The organism is Amylolactobacillus amylophilus DSM 20533 = JCM 1125, from assembly GCF_001936335.1.
In the GTDB taxonomy this organism is placed as follows: Bacteria; Bacillota; Bacilli; order Lactobacillales; family Lactobacillaceae; genus Amylolactobacillus; species Amylolactobacillus amylophilus.
Genome location: NZ_CP018888.1, coordinates 1,211,411 through 1,235,585 on the forward strand (window position 1 = coordinate 1,211,411; position 24,175 = coordinate 1,235,585).

Annotated in this window: 23 protein-coding genes; 15 read left to right on the forward strand and 8 right to left on the reverse strand. The window is 43.3% G+C overall.

Going from position 1 to position 24,175, the window contains the following annotated elements; genetic code table 11:
- Window positions 1-83 precede the first annotated feature (83 nt).
- Genes LA20533_RS06350 through LA20533_RS06360 form a run of 3 tightly spaced genes read left to right on the forward strand, consistent with a single transcriptional unit; the run spans window position 84 to window position 3,723 of the window.
- Window positions 84-1,247 (forward strand): thiolase family protein, encoded by a 1,164-nt coding sequence (locus tag LA20533_RS06350; RefSeq protein WP_056945937.1) that lies wholly within the window; start codon window positions 84-86, stop codon window positions 1,245-1,247.
- Window positions 1,247-2,530 carry a hydroxymethylglutaryl-CoA reductase, degradative gene (locus LA20533_RS06355; RefSeq protein ID WP_054745842.1) on the forward strand — a complete coding sequence of 428 codons (1,284 nt, stop codon included), beginning with the start codon at window positions 1,247-1,249 and terminating at the stop codon, window positions 2,528-2,530. The genes LA20533_RS06350 and LA20533_RS06355 overlap by 1 nt, the downstream gene beginning before the upstream one ends.
- Window positions 2,531-2,550: 20 nt before the next feature.
- On the forward strand, window positions 2,551-3,723 hold the full coding sequence (locus LA20533_RS06360) for a hydroxymethylglutaryl-CoA synthase (protein WP_056945938.1): 1,173 nt from the start codon (window positions 2,551-2,553) through the stop codon (window positions 3,721-3,723).
- Window positions 3,724-4,395: 672 nt separating this feature from the next.
- Here the strand turns inward: LA20533_RS06360 and rlmD are convergent.
- The gene (rlmD, locus tag LA20533_RS06365; RefSeq protein WP_056945939.1) at window positions 4,396-5,772 is read right to left on the reverse strand and encodes a 23S rRNA (uracil(1939)-C(5))-methyltransferase RlmD; all 1,377 of its coding nucleotides are present in this window, start codon (window positions 5,770-5,772) and stop codon (window positions 4,396-4,398) included.
- A gap of 78 nt (window positions 5,773-5,850) precedes the next feature.
- On the opposite strand from rlmD, the gene recX reads away from it, so the two are divergent.
- The 4 genes from recX (at window position 5,851) to LA20533_RS06385 (ending at window position 8,660) form a co-directional block, all read left to right on the forward strand.
- On the forward strand, window positions 5,851-6,666 hold the full coding sequence (recX, locus tag LA20533_RS06370; protein WP_056945940.1) for a recombination regulator RecX: 816 nt from the start codon (window positions 5,851-5,853) through the stop codon (window positions 6,664-6,666).
- Between the two features lie 63 nt (window positions 6,667-6,729).
- Window positions 6,730-7,287: a DUF402 domain-containing protein gene (locus LA20533_RS06375; RefSeq protein WP_054746016.1), complete on the forward strand. Its 558-nt coding sequence runs from the start codon at window positions 6,730-6,732 to the stop codon at window positions 7,285-7,287.
- Window positions 7,288-7,386: 99 nt separating this feature from the next.
- On the forward strand, window positions 7,387-8,160 hold the full coding sequence (locus LA20533_RS06380; RefSeq protein WP_056945941.1) for a DNA/RNA non-specific endonuclease: 774 nt from the start codon (window positions 7,387-7,389) through the stop codon (window positions 8,158-8,160).
- 5 nt (window positions 8,161-8,165) lie between these two features.
- Complete coding sequence (locus LA20533_RS06385; RefSeq protein WP_054745845.1) at window positions 8,166-8,660, forward strand: hypothetical protein; 495 nt, start codon at window positions 8,166-8,168, stop codon at window positions 8,658-8,660.
- A gap of 25 nt (window positions 8,661-8,685) precedes the next feature.
- Here LA20533_RS06385 and LA20533_RS06390 read toward each other — a convergent pair whose 3' ends face one another.
- Window positions 8,686-9,162: a hypothetical protein gene (locus tag LA20533_RS06390; protein ID WP_056945942.1), complete on the reverse strand. Its 477-nt coding sequence runs from the start codon at window positions 9,160-9,162 to the stop codon at window positions 8,686-8,688.
- A 229-nt stretch (window positions 9,163-9,391) separates the two neighbouring features.
- On the opposite strand from LA20533_RS06390, the gene LA20533_RS06395 reads away from it, so the two are divergent.
- A complete protein-coding gene (locus LA20533_RS06395; protein WP_054745849.1) occupies window positions 9,392-10,057 on the forward strand; it encodes a hypothetical protein in 666 nt (221 codons plus the stop codon).
- A 14-nt stretch (window positions 10,058-10,071) separates the two neighbouring features.
- On the opposite strand, the gene LA20533_RS06400 is transcribed toward LA20533_RS06395, so the two are convergent.
- Window positions 10,072-10,548 carry a hypothetical protein gene (locus LA20533_RS06400; protein ID WP_056945944.1) on the reverse strand — a complete coding sequence of 159 codons (477 nt, stop codon included), beginning with the start codon at window positions 10,546-10,548 and terminating at the stop codon, window positions 10,072-10,074.
- A gap of 176 nt (window positions 10,549-10,724) precedes the next feature.
- Window positions 10,725-11,186: a hypothetical protein gene (locus LA20533_RS06405; protein ID WP_054745853.1), complete on the reverse strand. Its 462-nt coding sequence runs from the start codon at window positions 11,184-11,186 to the stop codon at window positions 10,725-10,727.
- Window positions 11,187-11,454: 268 nt separating this feature from the next.
- Between LA20533_RS06405 and LA20533_RS06410 the strand changes: the two genes are divergently transcribed.
- Window positions 11,455-12,810 carry a hemolysin family protein gene (locus LA20533_RS06410; RefSeq protein WP_056945945.1) on the forward strand — a complete coding sequence of 452 codons (1,356 nt, stop codon included), beginning with the start codon at window positions 11,455-11,457 and terminating at the stop codon, window positions 12,808-12,810.
- Between the two features lie 95 nt (window positions 12,811-12,905).
- The gene (locus LA20533_RS06415; protein WP_141322554.1) at window positions 12,906-14,486 is read left to right on the forward strand and encodes a peptide chain release factor 3; all 1,581 of its coding nucleotides are present in this window, start codon (window positions 12,906-12,908) and stop codon (window positions 14,484-14,486) included.
- A gap of 70 nt (window positions 14,487-14,556) precedes the next feature.
- Here the strand turns inward: LA20533_RS06415 and LA20533_RS06420 are convergent, their stop codons facing one another.
- Window positions 14,557-14,850, reverse strand: coding sequence for a DUF1827 family protein (locus LA20533_RS06420; protein WP_054745859.1), 294 nt, complete (start codon window positions 14,848-14,850; stop codon window positions 14,557-14,559).
- Between the two features lie 134 nt (window positions 14,851-14,984).
- Window positions 14,985-17,168 (reverse strand): ATP-dependent Clp protease ATP-binding subunit, encoded by a 2,184-nt coding sequence (locus LA20533_RS06425; RefSeq protein ID WP_056945947.1) that lies wholly within the window; start codon window positions 17,166-17,168, stop codon window positions 14,985-14,987.
- Window positions 17,169-17,325: 157 nt separating this feature from the next.
- On the opposite strand from LA20533_RS06425, the gene LA20533_RS06430 reads away from it, so the two are divergent.
- The 5 genes from LA20533_RS06430 (at window position 17,326) to LA20533_RS06450 (ending at window position 22,309) form a co-directional block, all read left to right on the forward strand.
- Complete coding sequence (locus tag LA20533_RS06430; protein ID WP_054745861.1) at window positions 17,326-17,505, forward strand: hypothetical protein; 180 nt, start codon at window positions 17,326-17,328, stop codon at window positions 17,503-17,505.
- 106 nt (window positions 17,506-17,611) lie between these two features.
- Window positions 17,612-17,878: a phosphocarrier protein HPr gene (locus LA20533_RS06435; protein ID WP_054745863.1), complete on the forward strand. Its 267-nt coding sequence runs from the start codon at window positions 17,612-17,614 to the stop codon at window positions 17,876-17,878.
- Window positions 17,878-19,611, forward strand: coding sequence for a phosphoenolpyruvate--protein phosphotransferase (ptsP, locus tag LA20533_RS06440; protein ID WP_056945948.1), 1,734 nt, complete (start codon window positions 17,878-17,880; stop codon window positions 19,609-19,611). The genes LA20533_RS06435 and ptsP overlap by 1 nt, the downstream gene beginning before the upstream one ends.
- 171 nt (window positions 19,612-19,782) lie before the next feature.
- A complete protein-coding gene (locus tag LA20533_RS06445; RefSeq protein ID WP_054745865.1) occupies window positions 19,783-20,196 on the forward strand; it encodes a CopY/TcrY family copper transport repressor in 414 nt (137 codons plus the stop codon).
- 25 nt (window positions 20,197-20,221) lie between these two features.
- Window positions 20,222-22,309, forward strand: a complete 2,088-nt coding sequence (locus LA20533_RS06450; protein WP_236693761.1) for a heavy metal translocating P-type ATPase — start codon at window positions 20,222-20,224, stop codon at window positions 22,307-22,309.
- 100 nt (window positions 22,310-22,409) lie between these two features.
- Here LA20533_RS06450 and LA20533_RS06455 read toward each other — a convergent pair whose 3' ends face one another.
- On the reverse strand, window positions 22,410-23,462 hold the full coding sequence (locus tag LA20533_RS06455) for a sensor histidine kinase (RefSeq protein ID WP_075362817.1): 1,053 nt from the start codon (window positions 23,460-23,462) through the stop codon (window positions 22,410-22,412).
- 15 nt (window positions 23,463-23,477) lie between these two features.
- Window positions 23,478-24,152, reverse strand: a complete 675-nt coding sequence (locus LA20533_RS06460) for a response regulator transcription factor (RefSeq protein ID WP_054745867.1) — start codon at window positions 24,150-24,152, stop codon at window positions 23,478-23,480.
- Window positions 24,153-24,175 lie beyond the last annotated feature (23 nt).

Sequence of the window (24,175 nt, forward strand, 5' to 3'; positions counted from 1 at the left end):
AATATTAAGGAAAGTCCTATTTCGCGCACGGAATGCGACTTTCAGTTACAATATTGCTTAGGCTAATTATAAAGGAAGATTGTATGAAAGATATTTTTATTTTAGCAGCAAAGAGAACACCGTTTGGTAAATACAACGGTCAATTAAAGGATTTTAACGCAGTAGAGCTGGGCGAGATTGCCCTAAAGGGAGCTGTGGAAGCAGCTGGAGTTTCCATGTCTGATATTGATTCGCTGATTCTTGGTAACGTCATCTCGGCGAACTTGGGACAAAATGCAGCGCGCCAGATTGCTTTACGCAGTGGTATGAAAGAAAGCTCAACAGCATTAGTTGTCAACCAGGTCTGTGGTTCTAGTTTGAAGGCAATGCGTATTGCCGAGGGACTGATGAACATGGGGGATGCTGGTATCGTTGCGGTCGGTGGCAGTGAGAGCATGACCAACGCGCCAATGATGACCAAGCGAGTGGCAGAACCCGATGATGAGAACGTAGCGGTTAACAGCATGCTGCGTGATGGTTTGATTGATCCACTTAGTGGGCAACACATGGGGATTACCGCTGAAAATGTGGCTGCAAAGTATCATGTTTCAAGAATTGAACAGGATAATTTTGCCTTTGAATCACACCAAAAAGCGTATGCTGCGACGGCGAACAATTGGTTTGCAAATGAGTTGATTAAATTCGAACATGACGGCCAGAAGATTGAACACGATGAGAATATTCGTCCGGATACAAGTCTAGATAAACTTGCTAGCCTAAAGCCGGCCTTTAAAGCTGATGGAATTGTGACGGCCGGTAATTCAGCACCTCTGAGTGACGGCGCATCCATGATGATTTTAGCCACTGCCGAGAAGGTTGCAGAACTAGAGTTACAGCCAATTGCCAAAATAACTGGATATGCCGAGATTGGTACTGATCCAGCTCTGATGGGCTATGCACCATTCTACGCAGTATCTAAGTTGCTTGAGTCAACCAAGACCTCAGTTGCCGATTATGATGATTTTGAGATCAACGAAGCATTCTCAGCGCAGGCAGTTGCCGTGCAACGCGACTTGGAAATTCCAATGAAGAAACTAAATATCGCCGGTGGTGCTTTGGCAATTGGTCATCCGCTTGGCGCGACTGGTAGCCGACTGATTGCAACGCTGATTAACAACTTACATCAAACATCCCAGAAGAAGGGAATTGCTGCACTTTGTATCGGCGGAGGAATGGGCATCGCTTACGCAATCGAAGTGGTTGACTAATGACAACTAAGAAATTTTATCAATTGAGTCCTGCAGAACGTCGGGAACAATTATATAAGAAAAATAAATTAAGAAGTAAGATAATAGAAAATACCGATTTGGCGGCTTTGAATCAACTAAGTGAAAATGTAATTGGTAGTCTTAGCCTACCGTTATCGGTTGTTGAAAGCCTCATTGTGAATGATGTTGAATACAGTGTGCCTATGGCCACTGAGGAACCTTCGGTCGTTGCCGCGGCAAATCATGGCGCCTCAATCTTTAACCGCGCTGGTGGTGTAATTGCGACAAGTGAACGGCAGGGGATATACGGTCAGGTTGTTCTAGCGGTATCCCCTGAATTCAAGGAGAAACATTTCTCACAGCTAGTGGCTGAAATTAAAACGCTGATTGAGCAACTTAACCAGCAGTTTGTGAGTCTGGTAAATCATGGCGGAGGTGTTCGTTCAATCACCGCTCAGATGATTGAGGGCCTGCTAGAACTCAAGGTGCTGGTAGATCCAGCTGAGGCAATGGGTGCCAATAAGGTTAATTCAATCATGGAGTACCTAACTAACTTGTTGCTCGATTACGATGAGATAGTAGACGCTCAATTTGCGATTCTGAGTAATTTTCCGACTCAATTAACAACTGCAAAAGTTTGGCTGCCACTAAACTTATTGAATAAGGGCTGCACAGATGCAGAGCTTGATGAGGCACCTTCGGAGAATGCACGTAAAGTAGCACAGAAATTTGTTTCCATTGCTGATTTCGGCCGCAAGAGCCTGCTTCGTGCACCAACTAATAATAAGGGCATCATGAATGGGGTAGACAGTGTACTACTGGCAACAGGTAATGATTTTCGTGCCGTAGAGGCAGCGACTCACGTGTATGCAAGTGAGTATGGACACTATGAACCATTGAGCTCATGGTCTGTCGAGTCGAACCGCAAAGTAGATTTCTTGGTGGGACAGCTCACATTACCTCTACCAATAGGCGTAGTTGGCGGCTCAATCAATGTTCGACCAGATGTGAAAGAAGCATTCAATATTCTCGGTCAGCCAAATGTGCATGAATTAGCTGAGGTCGTCGCTTCAATTGGCCTTGCGAATAACTTTGCAGCTCTCTATGCTCTGGCAACTAGTGGGATTCAAGAGGGTCACATGAAGCTGCAGGCGAGAAATGCTGCTGTTTCGAATGGCGCGCTAATTGAGGAATTGCCAGAAATCTTACCACTAATTTTGGTTGGGAAAGACTTTAGCAGCGCAAAAATAAAACAAATTATCACAGAATATCGAAATAAATAGATTTAAGGGGAATAGTTTACGTGAAAATTGGGATTGATAGAATCGGTTTTGCAACCACGAATAAGTACCTCGATTTAGATGAATTAGCAAATGCACGTGGAGTTGACCCAAATAAGTTTAAGATTGGGATTGGCCAGAACAAGATGGCTGTAGCTGATATGACTGAGGATATCGTCACTTTGGCTATCAATTCTACGCTGGAATACTTAGATGATGTTGATCTTGCAAAACTCGGCTTATTAATTGTGGGAACTGAGAGTGGCATTGATCAGTCAAAGTCAGCCTCTCTGTTTGTTAAAGAGGCATTGAACTTACCCAATGAGATTCGTACGTTTGAAGTTAAGGAAGCTTGCTTTGGTGCAACGGCAGGCCTGATGATGGCGCGTGACTATGTTCGTGCGCACCCCAATCATACGGCAATCGTGATTGGTTCTGACATTGCGCGTTACGGCTTGAACACCAGTGGTGAGGTAACTCAGGGTGCTGGTGCTGTTAGCATGTTCATTGCGCAAGAGCCGAAGATAATTGCTTTTGAAGAGGGACATGCTAGCTACAGCGAGGATATCAATGATTTCTGGCGCCCTAATAATTTCAAAACCGCACTTGTCGACGGTAAATATTCAACCGAAATCTACTTGAAATTCTTCCAGAAGACATTTGATGCTTATCTGAATCAGAATAAGCTCACTGCAGATGATTTTACAGCAATTACCTATCATCTTCCATTTACCAAAATGGGCTTGAAGGCTAATCGACTTGCGGTTGCTGAAGCTTCTGAGGATAGCAAGGCTAGACTTGAAGAAAACTTTGAATATTCGACTAAGTATGGTCGTGAGGTTGGTAACCTTTATACAGGCTCACTTTATCTCAGCTTTCTCAGTCTCTTAGAAAATGCTGGAGCTAATCTACAGGCCGGGAAACGAATCGGCTTCTTCAGCTATGGATCGGGTGCGATGGGTGAATTTTTCGCCGGTGAGTTGGTTTCAGGATATGAGCAGTATTTGAACAAGGAACTGCATCAGCAGATGCTTTCTGAACGAACTAAGCTTTCGGTTGCCGAGTACGAAAATGTGTTCACTGAGACCTTGAAAGATCTACCTGAGGACATTGAATTGAGCAGCGATGTGACTGCTGGTAAGTACTATTTTGCGGGTCAAAATGGCTTCGCCAGAAACTACAAAATTAAAAAGTAAATCTCAGAGCTTTTTATTTGCAACCGGTTACATATATGGTATTATATAAGTGTGGAAGAGGTAGAGAAAAGTAGTAACAAGTTTTCGATACGAGATTAGCTTTAAAGTATTAGAGTAAGGTCAAAAATCAACGATTTAGTTATTACAAGTTTTATCTCCAGAAATTGTATTAGTAATAGAGGCTTATTCCTGAGACGGAATCGAATAGAAAAAGTAGAGGTGTTAGCCTGAATTGTAGTACATTTGAGACAAGTAAGATGAATTGCATTATTTCCAAGCTTTTAGGTTAACGTTAGTGAAGCGAAACCAATAAATCAGGTGATGATACGACTTGGTTGCAACGATTCTTAAGAGAAACATAAAATTAAATATCGTGACATTAAGATGATGAACTACCTCATCCACTCAATGGAATGGCAGGTTGCCCAGAGGCGCGAAGAAGCCCGGCGGCCTGTTTTTTTGTGCGAAAAAAATAGTCCCAAGTCGGATGACTAGGACTATATTCTTGTTTAGTTAGTGCTCATTTTCACCCGGTTGTTGTCGCTACTTATAATTGTGCTCCACCAACCTGAAAACTCCGCCTAACTTATGCCAGTTAAATCCCAAGTGCAGGGATTTTTCCTGCCATATCGTTAGTGCTCATTTTCACCCGGTTGTTGTCGCTACTTATTGCTACTTGTCTCTTAGTACAAGCTTAACTACAGCCTCTACCCGAGCCGTCTGTGGGAACATGTCGATTGATTGAATCAAGCGCACGTCATACTTATCCGTTAATGTCACGAGGTCACGAGCCAAAGTTGACGGGTTACATGAAATGTAGACGAAAGTCTTTGGTGCGACATCCAGAATGGTTTTAATCAACTGCCGATCAAGTCCAGTACGTGGTGGATCGACAATCAATGCATCAAAGTTTAAGCCCTCTTCTTTTAGCTCAGGCAAGATACGCTCAGCTTTACCAACCAAGTAGTCGGCGTTTTTGACATTATTTAACTTCACGTTCTGCTTGGCATCTTCAACGGCTTCTGGAATTGTCTCCATACCGATGACTTTCTTAACGCGATCCGCAGCCAAGATACCGATGGTTCCGACACCAGAATAAGCATCAATCAATGTATCATCAGGGGTTAAATCAAGGTTCTTCAGGGCCAACTCATAGAGATTCTTCGTTTGCTCTGGATTCAATTGGAAGAAAGCCTCAGGTGAGAGCTTGAACTCTTTATCGAGTAACTTCTCGGTAATCTTGTCCTGACCCAATAGCTTTTCGGTGTGGTAACCCCACATCTTCTTGTTCTCAATCTCAGTCACGTTGTGGAATACACTCTTGACGTGTTCAATCTTCATGATTGCTTCAGCAAACTGCTTGAGTTGCGGAATCTTGTTGCCGACAGTGATGATGGTAACCTGAACTTCCTTCGTTGCAAAAGCTTCACGGACGACGACTGTCTTGATGCCGAAAGGATGAGTCCTGATATCAAAAACAGGCATGTCAAGATCCGTGATGATCGCCCCAATCTGACGAATAATCGTCTGAGTCAATGGACTTTGTGTTGGCATCTTGGGTAAATCAATTAGGTCATGAGAATTTGGACGATAGAGCCCAAGCTTGAGCTTGCCACCGCGTCGTTCGACCTGATATGAGGCTTTCGCACGGTAATGCCACTGTGCTGGTGCCGGGATGGTATTCTTAATCTTATACTTCGTGTAATTTCTGGGATGAAACTTCTCCAGTGACTCCCGGATAATGTCCGTCTTGAATTTTAGTTGCTTCGCATAGTCTAGGTGGGCCAGTTCGAGTCCACCAACCGTTGGATCGACTCCGGCAGGAAATTTCACGCGATCAGGGCTGGCTTTCTTAATCCGGACGAGGGCGCCTTCGATATAACGGGGATTCTCCTTGATAATCCTGGCGATGACAACCTCACCAGGTAGCGCACCCGGAATGAACATGATTTTCTTCTTGTAGTAACCAAGACCTTCACCGTTGATGCCCATGCGGTTGATGGTAATCATTAATTCTTTTTTTTCGAATTTTTGGGGATAATTTTTCATTATTTCACCGATTTTACTTTCATTGCTAATAGTTTTTCACCATACTTATAATAGATGATTAGGTAAAGGATGTACACTATGAAGCAAATTACTAAAATTACAGCACAGAGAAGAAGTGGACGCTTCAATGTTTTCGTTGATGACGAATATGCCTTTGCGGTTAGTACGAACGTGCTGGGCGAGTTCATGTTAGCTAAGGGCAAAGAGCTAACCGAGGCCCAGATTATGGTGATTAAGCAGGCCGAACAAAATGCCAAGGCCCAAGAGCAGGCTCTTAGTTATCTCAGCTACCAGCCACGCTCAATCAAAGAAATTCGCCAGTATATGGCGAAACAAGAAGTCGATGCTGAGACGACAGAGGTGGTCGTAAAACGGCTAATTGAGCTGGGGTATCTTGACGATGATAACTTCGCCAAGTTGTTCATTAACAACGCCTTGACGGTTGGCACGGATGGGCCACGACAGATTATGAACAAACTACGTCAAAAGGGGCTGACGGGCGACCAGATTGCACTGCACCTCGATGAAGTTGATCCAGCAGATTTTATCGCGACGGGCCTGAAGATTGTACAACCAATGACGAGACAGTTTGGGCGACTCTCACAAAGAGAACTGTTGCAAAAGATGCGCCAGAAGCTCATGCAACACGGATTCACCAGTGAACTAATCCAGCCAATTCTTGATGCAATCGATCTAGGTGATGATGAGGAACTACAAAATGATGCGTTACTGACGCAGGGGATAAAGGCATATAAAAAATTCAAGAAATATTCTGGGTATGAGTATACGAGGAGAATGAAGCAATACCTTTTCCAGCACGGTTTTTCTAGCGGTGAAATCGACCGCTTTTTGAATGGAGAGATCATCAGCTTAGAGGAGCTTGAAGAATATTAATAGTCTTTAAAAAATAAGTTTGTTATACTGTATCAGGAATGAACTTTGAGAGCTGGTGAAAGTATGCAACTTCCTAGGGAAGGCGACTATATTGCTATTCAAAGTTATAAGCATGATGGGCATTTTCACAGAAATTGGCGGGACACGATGGTGCTGAAAGCCAGTGAGAATGCAATTATCGGTTGTAATGACCATACTTTGGTAACTGAGGCTGATGGACGACGCTGGGTGACTCGCGAGCCCGCAATTGTCTATTTTCACCGTCATTATTGGTTTAACATTATTGCGATGATTAGAGATACGGGCGTAACGTATTATTGCAACTTGGCAAGTCCATATACGCTTGACCAAGAGGCGCTCAAATACATTGATTACGACCTCGATATTAAGGTCTTTCCCGATGGGGAAAAACGACTGCTCGATGTGGATGAATATGCTGCACATGCAGCAGAGTGGAATTATCCACCTGAGATAGATCAGATTCTGCGGGGGAGCGTCCATGAACTCATCCGGTTTGTTGATGAAGAGTTAGGGCCGTTTGCCCCGGGTTACGTTGACCTCTGGTACAAGCGATATCAGGAGCTGAAGCCGAGAAGAAAGGGCCGTCCCAAACCAAGGTAAATACGATATAGTCAGAATGAGTCTAGGACCGCGGTCCTGGACTTATTACTTTTGGTGAAATAAAAGTAGCATGATAAATAAAGGAGTAAGATTGGTGGCATGAGTAAGAGACCAAATTATCGGCGCATTGCGCATAAGCGTTGGACAAAAAATAGTACTTTGAATATCATTATTTCGTTAGTGGTGATCGTGTTGTTGGCGGTCGTGGTCCCTGAAGTTCAAAAGAAAATGAACAACTCGGGCGACGAAGCTAAGATGCAACTGACTAATCAAGACGTCAAGCATCAGACCGAGTTAGCCGCACTTGAGTATTCCGGGCAACAGACAATCCAGATTAATAACAATAATCCCGGGTTTACGGAAGATGAGTTGTCACTTGCAAAGGGGACTTGGCAGCAATATGGTGACTTGGACCGGTTAAACCGGGTGACTATTGCGAAGGCGATGCTCGGACAGGATTTGATGCCAAAGTCTGAGCGTGAACGTCTGTATGTTGATCCGACGGGCTACCATAATAAGAAAGTGGCGATGAACGGCCATATGGATTGGTTGTACAATAGGAGTCACCTGATTGGCTATCAGCTAACGGGTCAGAATAATAATTTGAAAAATCTGATGACTGGCACGCGATCGCTGAACGATCCGGGAATGACTAAATACGAGAATCAAATTGCGGAATACATCAGAACAACGAATCACCATGTGTTGTATTATGTCCAACCAATTTTTCGTGGTGACGAACTTGTCGCACGTGGAATTTCAATGAGGGCACAGTCAGTGGAGGATTCCACAATTAAGTTCAATATCTATATTTTTAATGTGCAAGAGGGCGTCAGCATCAACTATGCCGATGGTACAAGTAGGAAGGTGTAAGTAACATGGAACAAAAGAAATTTGAGAAGTTAACATTTATTGGTAAGCCATTTCTTCAGATTGCGCCAAATGACGGTAACGGCTATTTTGCCGCTTACCAAGAGGTGGAGGAAAGTGCTGATTTCGTTGGCTTGGATGAGACTAACGACCTAGAACGTAATCGTGCCGGACTTGTAATCTTTGGCCCTGAGACTTTTATGTATTGGCAGGGGATGCTGTACAAGGGAGAAGCTGATTTACCAAAGGGTTTAATGAAGTATGAGCTACCCGCAAGTAACGCAGTGGTGGATGAGAAGAACGGAAACGAGAGTATTTTCCAGCTACCATTGAACTTGACAATTCCCACACTTTTGGCGGATATCAAGCAGGCTGGGATAGAAGTACCAGCAAACTTGGGTCTGAGCGAGAAGCCGTACGTATTGAACGTGCTCTATCCGGACAAACAAAAACACGTCACTGCAGTTTACCTGGGCGACGTGATCGAAGATGTAAACGACTAGAGATAGTCGTTTTTATTTTGGTTACTTACCAGATTATGTAATTATACAAAGAGAAAATAATTGATCCAGTGGCATAGCAGATAAAAGCCGATAATAAATTAATCCAGATACTTTCGGCCAAGATAGTTTTGTAATTATACTTATGAGCAAGTTTATTCTTGAAAAATGTATAAAAAATTTTGAATAAAAATAAAAATGCAAAATATCCCGATATGAATGGATAGATAACATACGCACTATCGAGATTAGCTAAGAGAGCACCTATTAGAGGAAATAGTAAAACTAGGGCGACTACAGTAGACCAATTAAAAATAAATAAAATTACCTTGGGTAATTTATCACTAACCGCACTTAATTCATCCCTACGTAAAGTAACAAAATCCTCCTTGCCTCCCATTTCGAGATAACTTTTCTCAGTGTTATCAATGATGAGTGGTCTGAAAACGACTGCAATTGCTATAAATATTATATATATGCCAAATGGCCACGTGACTTGATTCAAAGGGTTCTCCCGACTAATAAAAGGTTTTATCAAAGTATACACCTATTTTGAAGTTGTTTAGTAGAATTGCAATCTATTTTGGAACTCTTGTTCGTTATTTTAAATAATTTACGACACCTATTATGGAGTTGATATTGATCAAGATGCAAGTTCTGGCTTAGATTCTGGAGTTGCAAGTGTTTCACAAGTAAGCACAAAAGTACAAGCGAATTATGTTGCTAATCAAATTTTGTCCCAATTTCCAGACTATCACTCTTTATTTGGTGCAATAAATTGGACCGTCTCTAGTCAGGAACAACATATTTCAACACCGATTGCAGAATATTATGTCTCGCTTGAAAATAAGTGGTCAGGGGCCGTAGTTGATGGAAGTATGGGTATTATCTCAATAAGTGATGCTCAAGTGATTAATGAGAGTACAGACGTTTTACAGAGCTTTAATGATGTAATGACATCATATGATGTAGGTGATCTGAATGGTGTATTTAATAAACTTGCACCAATGATTGGAAATGGATCAATTAAAGCAGGACTAGTAGTTAGGGATAACATGGTAGGTTTTAAAGTTAGTGTAGAGGGAACGGTTCAGAGTACAACTTCAAATTCTGTAGTTGATAATAAATATACACTTACTTTAGAAACGTATATCCATAGAAACCAAGTACCTAATGAAGTGTACCAACCGATATATGAAACTGCCACAAATCCAAATCTTATCAAGCAAACTTCAACCGTAATGTTATATGCAGGTCTAACGGTAATTGTGATTTTAGGTGGGCCACAATTGCTGCCTGTTGCAACAACTCTTGCGGTGAGCGCAGATAAGTTAAAACAAGGATTAGATAGTTTAATCGACGTTTTGAAATCAATGGGAAGTGTACTTAACATTTTATAACTAGCCTAATTGGTTTAATAGGAGAAATAGAAGTAAATGAAGGCCGCACCAAGGTCACGGATAAGAATTAGTAGAATGTTGACTGTTAAATTAGTATAACCTGGCTTAATTATATTAAATTTTATACCTATCTGTTTTGCGTATATAGCATCAAAAATCCTGTATAAAGCGAAGAAGCATAAGAATACAGAAATAATAGGAAAAAAAGTAGTTGTACTACTTGGTTTTGCGATAGTTGCACCAAAAGAAATTAGTGGTAAGATTATCCAAAAAAAGAATAAAACTGTATTAAAGCGTAGTAACTTAGGGTTTTGTTTTTCTTCTATTTTTTTTACGGTATATTTGATTTCTTTCTTTAAATTTTGCCATCCTTTTAAATTTAAGAAATGGTGAACTTCAAATCCTTTTCGCAGATACCGGATTAAAAAGGATAAATATGCCGTTAAATATAGTAGTCCAATTTGAGTTATGTAAGGAACAAAATATTTCAATAGTATCTCCTTTGATAATTTGATGACTTATAAATATCAGCTGCAGTGTTGCTCATAGTATACAGTTATTTGTGATATTAAAATATGATTCTGTTAAATAAAAAAAGTACCCATTTCTTTTGAAAATTCAAAGGAAATGGGTATTTGTCAATTTTGGTAAACTAATTTAGAGATAGCTATTTTTGTGTGGGGTCAATCGAGAGGTTGTCATACTCGAGGTATGCGCCAATAGCTGTTGAGATGAACATGATGAGCATGACCCAGCCAACGGCAGTTCCAGCAATCTGATCAAATGTCAGCACCTGTCGTACCAGATAAGTTGCTAAGCCACAAAGAATGAAGTCGAGCAAGATATTGGCAAGCTGGTACAGGCGTCGGCGACGAACACTGAAGAAGCGTAATGTTTGGAGAAAGAAGCTGTTCTCGACGTTATCGGAGATCAAATCGAGTGGACGCTGAATAGTTCCCTTGATACCAAACATGATGAGGGCACCAACGAATGCACCGACAGCGGTTCGCCAGAGGCTGGCGGGGTGAATCACAAGGGCATTGAAGCCAATACCGATGAGCGTCAGGGTACAAAGATAGGGGATGACCAGCAGGAAGACGAAGACGTCTGCTACTTTATTTTTTTTCATGATGTAATCCTTTTCTAGTTGTTGACTATAGCTTACTATTTTTTGCTGTGTTTTGAAATACGTGGGACAAAGCCTAGGCTATAATTAATGTAACATGATCAAGTACATAGTAGCTTTCCAGTAAATAATTCTGTGTTTTTTGGTAAAATAATGTAGTATAGAAGTATTATTCTCTTGCACCGAACAATCATTTTTTGCAGGAGATAAGAGCTATGCTATAATTATCTTAATTTAGATTTACAATACAAAAGGAGTGTGAAGTAGTTTTATGAATGGTGACCCTGGAGCCGGTTCCTTAGGCGGACAGATACTGTTGATTGTCATCTTAACGTTAATTAATGCCGTGTTCGCTGCGGCTGAGATGGCAATCGTTTCCGTTAACCGCAATAAACTTGAGACTGAGGCAAATGATGGTGATAAAAAAGCCAAAACATTGCTCAGCGTAATGTCTCAATCAACTAATTATCTCGCAACGATTCAAGTTGCCATTACTTTCGCTGGTTTCCTATCCAGTGCGAGTGCCGCAACTAATCTAGCTCAATTCTTGGAGCCACTCTTTGGTGGCGCCAGCTGGGCACGGGAAGTCTCAATTGTCGTGATTACCGTGGCCTTATCATATGTTTCTCTAGTCTTTGGTGAACTTTATCCAAAGCAGATTGCTATCTCAAGGTCCGAGTCGGTCGCAAAGGCTACAGTCGGGCTGGTGCGCGTCGTGGGTATTTTCCTTCGGCCATTCGTTTGGTTGCTTTCCGCATCGACCAATCTGTTGATGAAGGTCACACCAATTGACTTTACCGACAATCAAGACGATATCACGAGAGAAGAGATGCTCTCGTTAATCGAAACCTCGCGTAAGAAGGGTGTCATTGGCTTAGACGAGTTTCACATGTTGGAAGGAATCATTACTTTCAATGATAAAATGGCGCGTGAGGTCATGGTGCCAAGAACCGATGCATTCATGATCGACATCGAGGACGATAAGCAGGAGAATCTGGATGCAATTCTGGATCAGCCTTATTCGAGAATCCCCGTCTATCGCGGAGACAAGGACAAGATTGTGGGTGTGATTCACATCAAGACTATCCTGAAGATTGCGCGCCGTGACGGTTTTGGAAACTTGAAGCTGGAAGACTCGATGGCTAGTCCGTTGTTCGTGCCTGAAACAATCATGATTGACGAGCTGCTGGTTGAGATGCAGAAGACGCAGATGCAAATGGCCGTCCTGCTTGACGAGTATGGTGGGGTCGTCGGAATTGCAACGATTGAGGACTTACTGGAAGAGATCGTTGGTGATATTGATGACGAATCAGATCATTCAGAAACACTTTATAATAAGATAAACGAGAATCAGTATGTGATCGCTGGTAAGATGCCAATCGATGACTTCAACGAAGTCTTCGAGACGGAAATCGATGTGAGCGACGTTGACACTATTGCTGGCTTTGCAATCACGGAGCTCGGCATGATTCCAAGTAACAGTGCTAAATTAAAAATTCCGCTAGAAAATGGCATGATTCTAACAACTGGTCGGGTTAAGGGCTCACGACTTGAGACGCTGACACTCGATGTACCTGAGGATGAAGATGGCGATTCTAATGGAACTGAACCGGACAGCGGCGATTAAGTCGCTGTTTTTTTTGCACTAGTGTGGTACAGTAATAAAGGATTTTTACCGTAAGAAATAGATATAATTAGTGAAACATTTAAAGGATTAAAATAATGCAAAACTTAACAAATGAGGTCGCAAAAAGACGGACCTTCGCAATCATCTCCCACCCCGATGCTGGTAAGACAACAATTACCGAGCAACTATTGTTATTCGGTGGTGTGATTCGTGAGGCTGGTACCGTTAAGGCCAAGAAGTCTGGTCACTTCGCAACGAGTGACTGGATGGATATTGAAAAGAAACGTGGTATTTCGGTTACCAGTTCCGTGATGCAGTTTGAGTATCAGGGCAAACGAATTAACATCCTGGATACTCCCGGACATGAGGATTTCTCTGAGGATACATACCGAACTTTGATGGCCGTCGATGCCGCTGTCATGGTAATCGACTCTGCTAAGGGTATCGAGCCTCAGACTAAGAAGTTGTTCAAGGTTGTTAAAAAACGGGGGATTCCGATTTTTACATTCATGAATAAACTTGATCGTGATGGCCGTGAACCGCTAGATCTAATTGCTGAACTCGAGGATTTACTTGGTATCGAGGGTGTCGCAATGAACTGGCCAATCGGTATGGGTAAAGGACTGAAGGGTCTGTATGATATTGCCAATCATAGAATCGAACTCTATCGTGCAGAGGCTGCCGATAAGTATCTCGAGCTGGATGAGGATGGTCGGTTGTCTGAGGACAATCCGTTGACAAAGGAATCAATCTACGACGATACTCTGGGTGACATCGAGTTGTTACACGAAGCTGGCAATACTTTTGATGCTGCTAAAGTTGCGGTTGGTGATCAGACTCCTGTGTTCTTTGGCTCGGCCTTAACCAACTTTGGTGTAGAGACCTTCCTAGAACAATATGTCAAAATCGCACCAAGCCCCGATAGTCATGAAGTGACACTTGCTAATGATGACAAGGAAGAACTGGCTGCAGACGATGAACAATTTGCCGGTTTTGTCTTCAAGATTCAAGCAAATATGAATCCTGCACACCGTGATCGCATTGCCTTCGTGCGGATTTGCTCTGGTGAATTCGAGAAGGGAATTGACGTCACTCTAGCCAGAACTGGTAAGTCAATTCGCTTGAACAATGCCACAGAGTTCATGTCTAGTGAACGTGTGCAGGTAAGTAATGCTGTTGCTGGTGATATCGTTGGTCTGTACGATACTGGTAATTTCCAGATTGGTGATAGCATCTACTCAGGTAAGCGCAAGGTTGAGTTCCAGGAACTGCCACAGTTTACACCGGAATTATTCATGCAAGTGACTGCTAAAAATGTTATGAAGCAAAAGTCGTTTCATAAGGGGATGCAGCAGCTTGTGCAGGAGGGTGCGGTTCAGTTGTACCGTAACTATCAGACGGATGATTACATTCTGGGCGCTGTCGGACAGCTGCAGTTCGAGGTCTTCCAATACCGGATGTTAAACGAGTATAACTCTGAGGTTGTGATGACGCCGATTGGCTCACGTGTGGCGCGCTGGATTGATCAAAGCCAGCTAGATCCCAAGATGTCCTCCAGCAGAAATTTATTGGTGAAGGACCGCTTCGACCAACCACTATTCTTATTTGAGAACCAGTTTGCACTACGTTGGTTTGCTGATAAGTATCCGGACGTGCAGTTACACGCCAAACTATAATACTGACAAAAAGGGCTTTGGATTTTATCCAAAGCCCTTTTAGCTGTGTTCTATCGTGTATTGTGGACCACTATGCTGTTTCGCGCCTCAAAGTAATATCGATGACGCGGTGTCTTTCCGTTTCGTTGATTTCTAGTTTGGGTCGAATCTCCTTTTCGAAGAGATTATCGATTACGAAGTCAACCTCCATTTGCTTGATTTTTCTGACTTTATTAGAGATTACAGCGTCGATGTGGCGACGAGCCTCACTATAAATCACTGTTGTGTTGCCAAGTGAGTAGACCTTGATTAGATTTGCGTCTGTTGCTGCAAGTTGATTCTCGACCATCCTGCGATATGAGTTGGTTACGTCAATTAAATGCATCTTGTTCACCACTTTTTCTTAAACTTGTTAAATTCATTATAGCGCTTTTTTAGCTTTTAAATAAAGGATTATGCGATACTTTGTGTTAAAAAAAGTGAATGCTTTTTAAAGCACTCGCTTGATAATTCTAGTCATTATTTTGTCTTTGTTTTAGAAGCAGCAATCTTAATCTCATTATTCTCGATCTTAGCCTCTAGCTGTTGTTCCTGTGGATTCTCCAGGTAGAAGTCAGCCACCTTATCCTCAATCTGTTCTTGAATAGTACGACGGAGTGGCCGTGCACCCATTGCTGGATCGTAGCCTAACTCAACCAACTTCGATTTAGCTGGATCCGTGACCTTAATGGTCAGACCCTGATCTGCAATCATCTTGTTGGTGTCATCAATCATCAAGTCCACGATCTGTAGCAAGTTCTCCTTCGAGAGTTGTTTAAACTCAACGATGTCATCAAGTCTGTTCAAGAACTCAGGTGTGAAGTATTCTGTCAACTTATTCATGATGGAGTGGGTGATGCCGTTGATGGTTGCGGCAAAGCCCACGTTAGCTTCCTGCACACCCTGACCAGCGTTTGAGGTCATAATGATGATTGTGTCCTTAAAGGAAACTGTTCGACCTTGGGAGTCCGTCAGTCGACCATCATCTAAAATCTGTAAGAACATGTGAAGAACATCAGGATGAGCTTTCTCAATTTCATCGAACAGGATCAGGCTGTATGGATGACGACGAACTTGCTCGGTCAACTGACCAGCTTCCTCGTAACCCACATAACCTGGAGGTGAACCTATGAGCTTCGAAATCGAATGCTTCTCCATGTACTCACTCATATCGAATCTAATCATTGATTCGTCCGAGCCAAACAGTTGCTTAGCGAGCTGCTTAGCTAGCTCTGTTTTACCAACACCTGTTGGGCCAACGAACAGGAAGGAACCGATTGGCCGACCGGTCTTATTGAAGCCGACCCGGTTACGCCGAATAGCCTTTGCAACCTTATCAACAGCCTCATCTTGACCAATGACGTGCTGATGTAAGTCATCAGCGAGGTTCTTCAGTTGATTTTGCTCCTGGGCCTTAAGTTCGCCAACCGGAATATTTGTCTTCTCTTCGACAATCTTCTCCATGATTTTCTCGGTAATTTGCGGTGTCTTATCGGGATCCGTATTCTCGTTCTTCATCTGATTGTACTTGTCAATCTGATCGCGATAGTATGCGGCCTTCTCGTAGTCCTCGTTCTTCAAAGCGTCCTGCTTCAAGCGCTCGGCTTCGTCGATACGATTCTTGACTGTGGCTTCGTCGATTGCCGGAATCGTTAAGTTCATCCGTGAACCCGCCTCATCGAGCAAATCAATCGCTTTGTCAGGTAGGAAGCGGTCTTGAATATAGCGTGCGGATAGTTTAACCGCCGACTCGACTGCACCTTCAGTAAACTTGACGTGATGGTATGCCTCGTATTTCGGCTGCAAGCCGCGCAAAATTTGAATTGTTTCGTCGACTGATGGTTCATTTACTTGAACCGGCTGGAAGCGCCGTGCAAGGGCAGAATCCTTCTCAATCGTCCGGTATTCATTCAAGGTGGTGGCACCCACAAGTTGTAGCTCACCGCGTGCAAGTGCTGGTTTTAAGACGTTACCGGCATCCATGCCGCCTTCGGCGTTACCAGCACCGACAATTTCGTGGATTTCATCGATAAATAAGATGATAGAGTTATCCTTTTGAATCTCGTCGATTAATTGTTGCATCCGTTGTTCAAATTGACCGCGGATTCCGGTTCCTTGGACCAGTGAAACGACGTCTAGTCGAATAACTTTCTTCTCTTGTAGTTTAGCTGGCACAGCGCCATCAGCAATTTGTTGTGCAAGTCCTTCCACAACAGCTGTTTTACCGACACCGGCCTCACCGATTAATACTGGATTATTTTTCGTTCTTCTATTTAAAATCTCAATTACACGTGCAATTTCTTTATCGCGCCCGATTACCGGGTCGATTTTACCAGTGCGTGCTAATTCAGTCAGGTCGACTCCAAACTGAGCAAGAATTGAGTTGCCACGTTTGTTGCCGCCACCGTTACGACCGGCCTGAGTAGGTCGTTCTGATGTTGGTTGACCATTCAAATTATTTTCCTGTTGAGCACCATTTAACTGGTTAAATAAGTCATCAATGCTTGAGAAACCAAATGGATCGTTACTGTTCATTGAGTTACCCTGTTTCTGTTTTAATAATTGATAGCAGTTTTGACATAGATTAATCTCTTGCTGGTTGCCGTTGACATTCGCATAGAGGTGAATCGTTGCTTCTCTTTGTTGACAATTCTGACAAAGCATTTCGTTCCCACCTTTTCTTTTCGATTAAGTTTATCTATCCTAAACTCAAGTAACATTATACAATTAGCACTCATGTGAGGCAAGTGCTAAGACTTGAGCTTTTATGTTAGGCAAATTAGGAGTCCGTGGTTATAATAGAAATGATTGGAGTGAAACTATGGATTACAATACTATTTTAAATGACCTAGTAAGTGGTAAATTATCGGAATTTCGTGTGGCGCCAGCCGAAGCATTTGCATTTCAGGCCGCACTACGTGAATTTGGTAAAAGAGCCGAGATTGTTGGTCGTGCCGAACGTGGTGGCGATGTCGTCTACACTGGTCTAAATGAACAATGAAAACATTTACATGGATGCTTGTTTAATTCGAAAAAGAATGATAATCTTAGTATCGATGATTTGAGTTTACTCGGTCAATTTTTGTATTATAAAGGAGACAAACATAATGGAAAAACGAGATTTTCACGTAACAGCAGAAACTGGTATTCACGCACGTCCTGCAACTTTATTGGTGCAAGCTGCAAGCAAGTTTAACTCTGACATTAACCTTGAATTCAATGGTAAGTCAGTTAACTTGAAGTCAATCATGGGTGTAATGTCACTCGGTGTTGGCCAAGGTTCTGATGTAACAATCAGTGCAGAAGGTGACGACGAAGCAGAAGCAATCGCTGCTATTGAAGAAACAATGACAAAGGAAGGACTAGCTGAATAATGACGAAAACACTTAAAGGGATTGGCGCAAGCGACGGCATTGCAATTGCCAAAGCTTATATGTTAGTAGAGCCTGACCTTTCGTTTTCAAAGTCATCAGTTAGTGAAGTCGACGCTGAAGTAGCAAAGCTCCAGAAGGCGATTGCTACCTCGACCGATGAATTACACGTCATTCGTGATAAAGCAAAAGAAAACCTGGGTGAGGAAGAAGCCCAGGTTTTTGATGCACATTTGATGATTTTAGCTGACCCAGAATTTACTGGTGCAGTTGAACAAAAGGTAAAAGACGAAAAAATCAACAGCGAAGCTGCTTTAGATGAAGTATCGACAATGTTCATCGGCATGTTTGAGGCGATGACCGATAATCCATACATGCAAGAACGGGCGGCCGATGTGCGTGATGTTTCGAAGAGAATCATGGCACACTTGTTGGGTGTCGAATTACCAAACCCTGCTTTGATTAATGAAGAAGTGATTGTGGTTGCACACGATCTGACACCAAGTGATACAGCTCAATTGAACAAGAAGTTTGTGAAGGCTTTTGTCACTGATATTGGTGGTCGGACAGCTCACTCAGCAATCATGGCTCGCTCGCTGGAAATTCCAGCCGTTGTAGGTACCGGTAAGATGACTGCAGAAGTTGCTGCAGGTCAAAAGGTGCTAGTCGACGGAATGACTGGTGAAGTCATCGTTGAGCCGGCTGACGATACTGTCGCAGAGTTTACCCAAAAGGCTGCAGATTTCGCTGCACAAAAAGCTGAATGGGATAAGTTGCGTGACGAAAAAACGGTCACTGCAGACGGTAAGAGCTACACCTTAGCCGCAAACATTGGTACACCGAAGGATTTGACCGGAGTACACGAGAATGGTTCTGAGGCTATTGGCTTGTACAGAACAGAGTTCCTGTACATGGATTCTGCCGAATTACCAACCGAGGATGATCAGTTTGAAGCGTACAAGGAAGTACTTGAAAGCATGGACGGCAAACAGGTTGTGGTTCGGACGATGGATATCGGTGGAGATAAGCATCTCCCATACCTACCGTTACCAGAAGAAGATAATCCATTCTTGGGTTACAGGGCAATCCGTATCTCCCTCGATCGGCAAGATATCTTCCGGACGCAATTACGTGCTTTAATCAGAGCATCCGCTTACGGTAACTTAGGAATTATGTTCCCAATGATTGCAACGATCAAGGAATTCCGTGATGCTAAAGCCATCTTTGAAGAAGAGAAGGCTAAGCTGGTCGAAGCTGGCGTTAAGGTAGCTGATAAGATTGAAGTCGGCATGATGATGGAGATTCCAGCCGCTGCAGTGCTCGCTGACCAATTTGCGAAGGAAGTTGACTTCTTTAGTATTGGTACGAACGATTTGATTGCCTACACAATGGCAGCAGATCGTGGTAACGAGCATGTTTCATACCTTTACCAACCGTATAACCCATCTGTTTTGCGCTTAATTAAGCACATTATTGAATCAGCACACGCTGAAGGTAAATGGGCTGGTATGTGTGGTGAAGCTGCCGGTGACCCAATCATGGTTCCTATCTTGCTTGGAATGGGGCTCGATGAGTACTCAATGAGTGCAACTTCTGTCTTGAAGATTAGAAGCCTGATGAAGAAGCTCAGCACGACTGATATGGTCGAATTAGCTGAGCGGGCAACTAAGGAATCAGTTACAAACGATGAGAACATCAAGTTAGTCAACGAATTTATGGATAAATTCAGTAAATAGCAGTTGCTAATGAATTGAGATCTAACCACAATGGTTAGGTCTCTTTTTTGTTTTCTAGATTTAGCTTTCGTGATTGAATTGAAAAAAAGTAATTAAAAAGCTTGCGTTGCTAAATTTACAAATGTAAACTAAGTTTATTAAGTTTACAGATGTAAATTAATGGAGGAAGAAATGGTAACGACAAAGAAGGCGGAAATTAGTCCGGCTGAGTGGCAAGTGATGCGGATTGTCTGGACGCTAAAGGAAGTCACAGCCCAGGATATTATTGATGTGATGCTAAGGAAGACGAGCTGGACCGAGTCGACGATTAAAACGTTAATCGGCCGGTTGGTCAAGAAGGGCTACTTGGCTAAGAACGATGAGAGTAGACCTTACCTCTACACTGCACTGGTGACGGAAGAGCTGACCATGGAGGAGCATGAGAAACAATTAATTGCGAGTTTTTGTGCGCACCATGTTGGTTCTGTATTGACGGATGTCTTGAGTGACACCGAATTAACTAAGTCCGATATTCAGCGAATGATTGTGATGCTGACTGAGAAAGCCAAAACGGCACCAGAAGTTGTGCAGTGTAACTGTATTTAAAAATTGAGATTGCGAGGAAATTATTTTGGATAAAACGAAACCAATGAAGATGGATCACGATCACATGGAACACGAGCAGATGGATCATTCGATGATGAATCACGGCGGAATGGATCATAGCCATATGCACCACGGTATGTCCGGGATGGAGCATATAGGTAACTTGAAGTTGAAGGTTGTTGTATCCTTTATTCTCGGAATTCCGATTCTGTTGATGGCACCCATGATGGGTGCTGAGCTACCGTTTCAATTCACATTTACCGGCTCGAGCTGGGTTGTATTAGCTCTCTCAACAATCTTGTTTTTTTATGGTGGCTGGCCATTCATCGGCGGTGCCTACGAGGAATTAAAACAGAAGAAGCCGGCAATGATGACCCTGATAGCAATGGGAATTAGCGTGGCCTATTTCTACAGTGTCTATGCCGTAATTAACAATGACTTGCTTGGTCGACACCCCCATGTGATGGATTTCTTCTTTGAGCTGGCATCATTAATCATCATCATGCTGCTAGGTCACTGGATCGAAATGAATTCGGTCATGAAAGCTGGTAGCGCACTTGATCAGTTGAGTAAGCTGGTGCCAGATGTTGCCCATGTGCTGCACGAGGATAATCAGATTCATGACATGCCCGTCGCAAGCCTACAACAAGAGATGACTGTGTTAGTTCGTGCCGGTGAGAGTATCCCCGCGGACGGCGTTATCGAGGATGGTAGTAGCCACGTCGATGAATCACTCGTGACTGGCGAGTCGCGTAAGGTGGCTAAGCAAATTGGCGATCAGGTCATTGGTGGGACGATTAATGGCGATGGTACACTGACAATTAAAGTTACCCAGGAACAAGGTAAGGGCTTCTTAGCCCAAGTTTCAGAACTAGTCATGAATGCCCAGTCAGCTAAATCACGTGCCGAAAATTTGGCAAACAAGGTTGCTGGCTGGTTGTTCTACGCTGCCTTGACCGTCGGTATCGTAGCCTTCTTAATTTGGCTCCCAACTAGCGGTCTCTCGAAAGCTGCCTCGATTCTCGTGACCGTACTTGTAATTGCGTGTCCACATGCACTTGGCTTAGCGATTCCACTCGTGGTATCGCGTTCCACATCTATTGCTGCGATGAAGGGTCTCCTGATTCGTGACCGTGATTCATTAGAGAATGCCCAAAAGATTGAGTATGTTTTGATGGACAAGACTGGTACTCTGACCGAGGGTGTATTCGAAGTTACCGCAATCAAATCGTTAACGGATAATATGAGTAAAGATGAAGTTAGTGCGCTATTTGCAGGACTAGAGCAGAATTCCAGTCACCCGATCGCCCAGAGTATTGTTGATTATGTTGCGGCCAAGGGAATTACTGCCACCAAATTTACGGACGTCGAAACCGTTAAGGGTGTCGGGATGCAGGGTACTTATGAAGGTACAAAATACATGATTGTGAACAGAAAGTATCTGGAACAGAATCAGATTAATTTCGCGCAGGTAGAATATGACCAGTTAGCTGGTCAAGGTCTGTCTGTGAGCTTCCTGATTGCTCAAAATGAGGTCCTCGGAATTATCGGTGTTGGTGACAAGATTAAGGAGAGTACTAAGGCCTTCATCAAGCAGTTGAAGAATCGTAACCTGATACCGGTAATGTTGACTGGTGATAATGCTACTGCTGCCAAAATTGTGGCGGACCAGATTGGCGTGACGGAATTTAAGGCTGAATTGCTCCCTGATGATAAGCAGAAGATTGTTGCACAATATCAAGCTGCCGGTCATCGGGTGATGATGGTCGGTGACGGGGTCAATGATGCACCTGCACTTGCACTGGCTGACATCGGGGTGGCAATTGGTGCCGGAACAGACGTGGCCATTGATGCTGCGGACGTCATATTGGTGAAGAGCAACCCAACGGATATCTTGAACTTCCTGGATCTGGCAAAAGCTACGAACAAGAAGATGGTTGAGAATCTCTGGTGGGGTGCAGGCTACAACATCCTTGCCTTACCACTAGCTGCTGGTGTATTAGCTCCAATTGGCTTTATCCTGAATCCAGCTGTTGGTGCAGTGTTGATGTCTTTATCGACAGTGATCGTCGCCGTTAATGCGATGGCTTTAAAGGTCAAAACAAATAACTAGTGATCGTGTTAAAAATTAGTGTGTGTTAATAACTCCCTAAAATAAGGGCCGCCATATTGGAATTTGGATTCCTGTATAGCGGCCCTTTTGGTTATCTGTTTTAGAGCGTGATATTATTCGTGTCGTCGTGATCGTTGTAGAAGCCTAAGTGGGGAATGCTTAGTGTGACGGTCGTACCCACGTACTCGGTCGATTGGAGAGTTAATTTATGGGCCAGTTTCTTCGCCATTTTAGAAGCGAGGTAGAGGCCGAGACCAGTCGACTTGGTGTTCTGCTTGCGCCCATTCGAACCGGTGAAACCCTGCTCAAATACCCTGGAGAGATCTGCTTTCGGAATGCCAATCCCATTATCCGTCAACGAAAGGGTTACTTCCTGTGGCGTGGTTCTGATGGTGAATTCAACCTTGCCGCCCTCCGGAGTATACTTGATGGCGTTACTCAGCAGCTGATTCAAGATGAATTTAAGCCACTTCTCGTCTGTTAGAATCGTGGAATCCGTACCCAGAATATTGAAGGAGATTTGCTTATTTAAAATATAGGTCATGTTCTCGATGGCGACGTCCTTTACAATTTCCTTCAGTGAGTACTTAGCAATGATGTAGTCGTTTGAGAAATTTTCGAGACGGGAGTAGTAGAGAACCTGTTCCACTAAGTGATCGATTCTGGAAATCTCTTCAGTAATCTGCGCACTTTTGGTTTCAGGGATGTTTGTGGCAACCGATTCATTCAGCAGTTGCAAGGCTGAAATGGGTACCTTGATCTCGTGAATCCACGTGTTGATGAACTCTTGCTGGTTGGCGAGTTGCTCGACCAACTCATTATTGTTAAGCCGGCTGTAGTCAAGGAGGGCATTGTAGGCAGCCTCGTATGCTCGATTAGTGTTGGTTTGGGCTAAGTTTAAGCGTTCCTCGAATCCCTTCTCAGGGTGCTCTGTCCTATACTTTAGCTCCTCGTAGAAGTTGCGTCTGGACCAATAAAGCACTATTAGGAAGAGAAATAAGAAGACAATACTAAGTAGATCCAAGTACAGCAGGCCGAAAATACTTGCCTTTAAACTAGAGTCAATCCAAATAATGAGGTTCAAAAAGATGAGACCGAAGAGAAAGCCCAACACATGGGTTAGATGGTCTTTGAAAAAACGCCAGAAATTCATAAATGCTCCTTTTTATCAGGGAATAATATAGCCCTGACCAACTCTTGTCTGGATGAAGTCAAGTAGCCCAACCTGTTCGAATTTCTTGCGTAGACGGTTAATATTGACTGTCAGCGTGTTGTCGTCAACGAAACGCTCGTCTTCCCACAATGCTCGGAGAAGACTGTTCCGACTGATAATTTGGCCGTGCTGGCGTAACAGATACTGTAAGAGCTTATATTCGTTCTTTGAGAGCTCGATTGTTTGTCCCTGAAACGTTGCCGTACTATTAGATAAGTTCAACGTGAGACCGCCGTGGCTGATTGTTTCGGCGGTCTGTTCAGTGTAGTTATATGTTCGTCTCAGGAGTGCGTTAATCTTGGCCATCAGGACTTCTGTAGAGAAAGGTTTAGCGACAAAGTCGTCGGCGCCTAGGTTCATGGCCATCACCATATCCATATTAGTGTTACGTGAGCTGATAAAGATAATGGGAATTTTTGAGACCGCCCGAATTTTCTGGTTCCAGTAGTAGCCATCAAAAATTGGGAGGTTAATATCCATTAGAACCAGGTCCGGTTGCTCACGTTCAAAAATCTGCATCACGTTGTTAAAGTCGTCAATGATGATGGCTTGCATGTGCCATTTATCGAGCGTCTCAGAAATGAGTTCGGCCACGACAGCGTCGTCCTCAACAATCATAATTTTATACATAATCCACCTCTGCCCTAATTTTA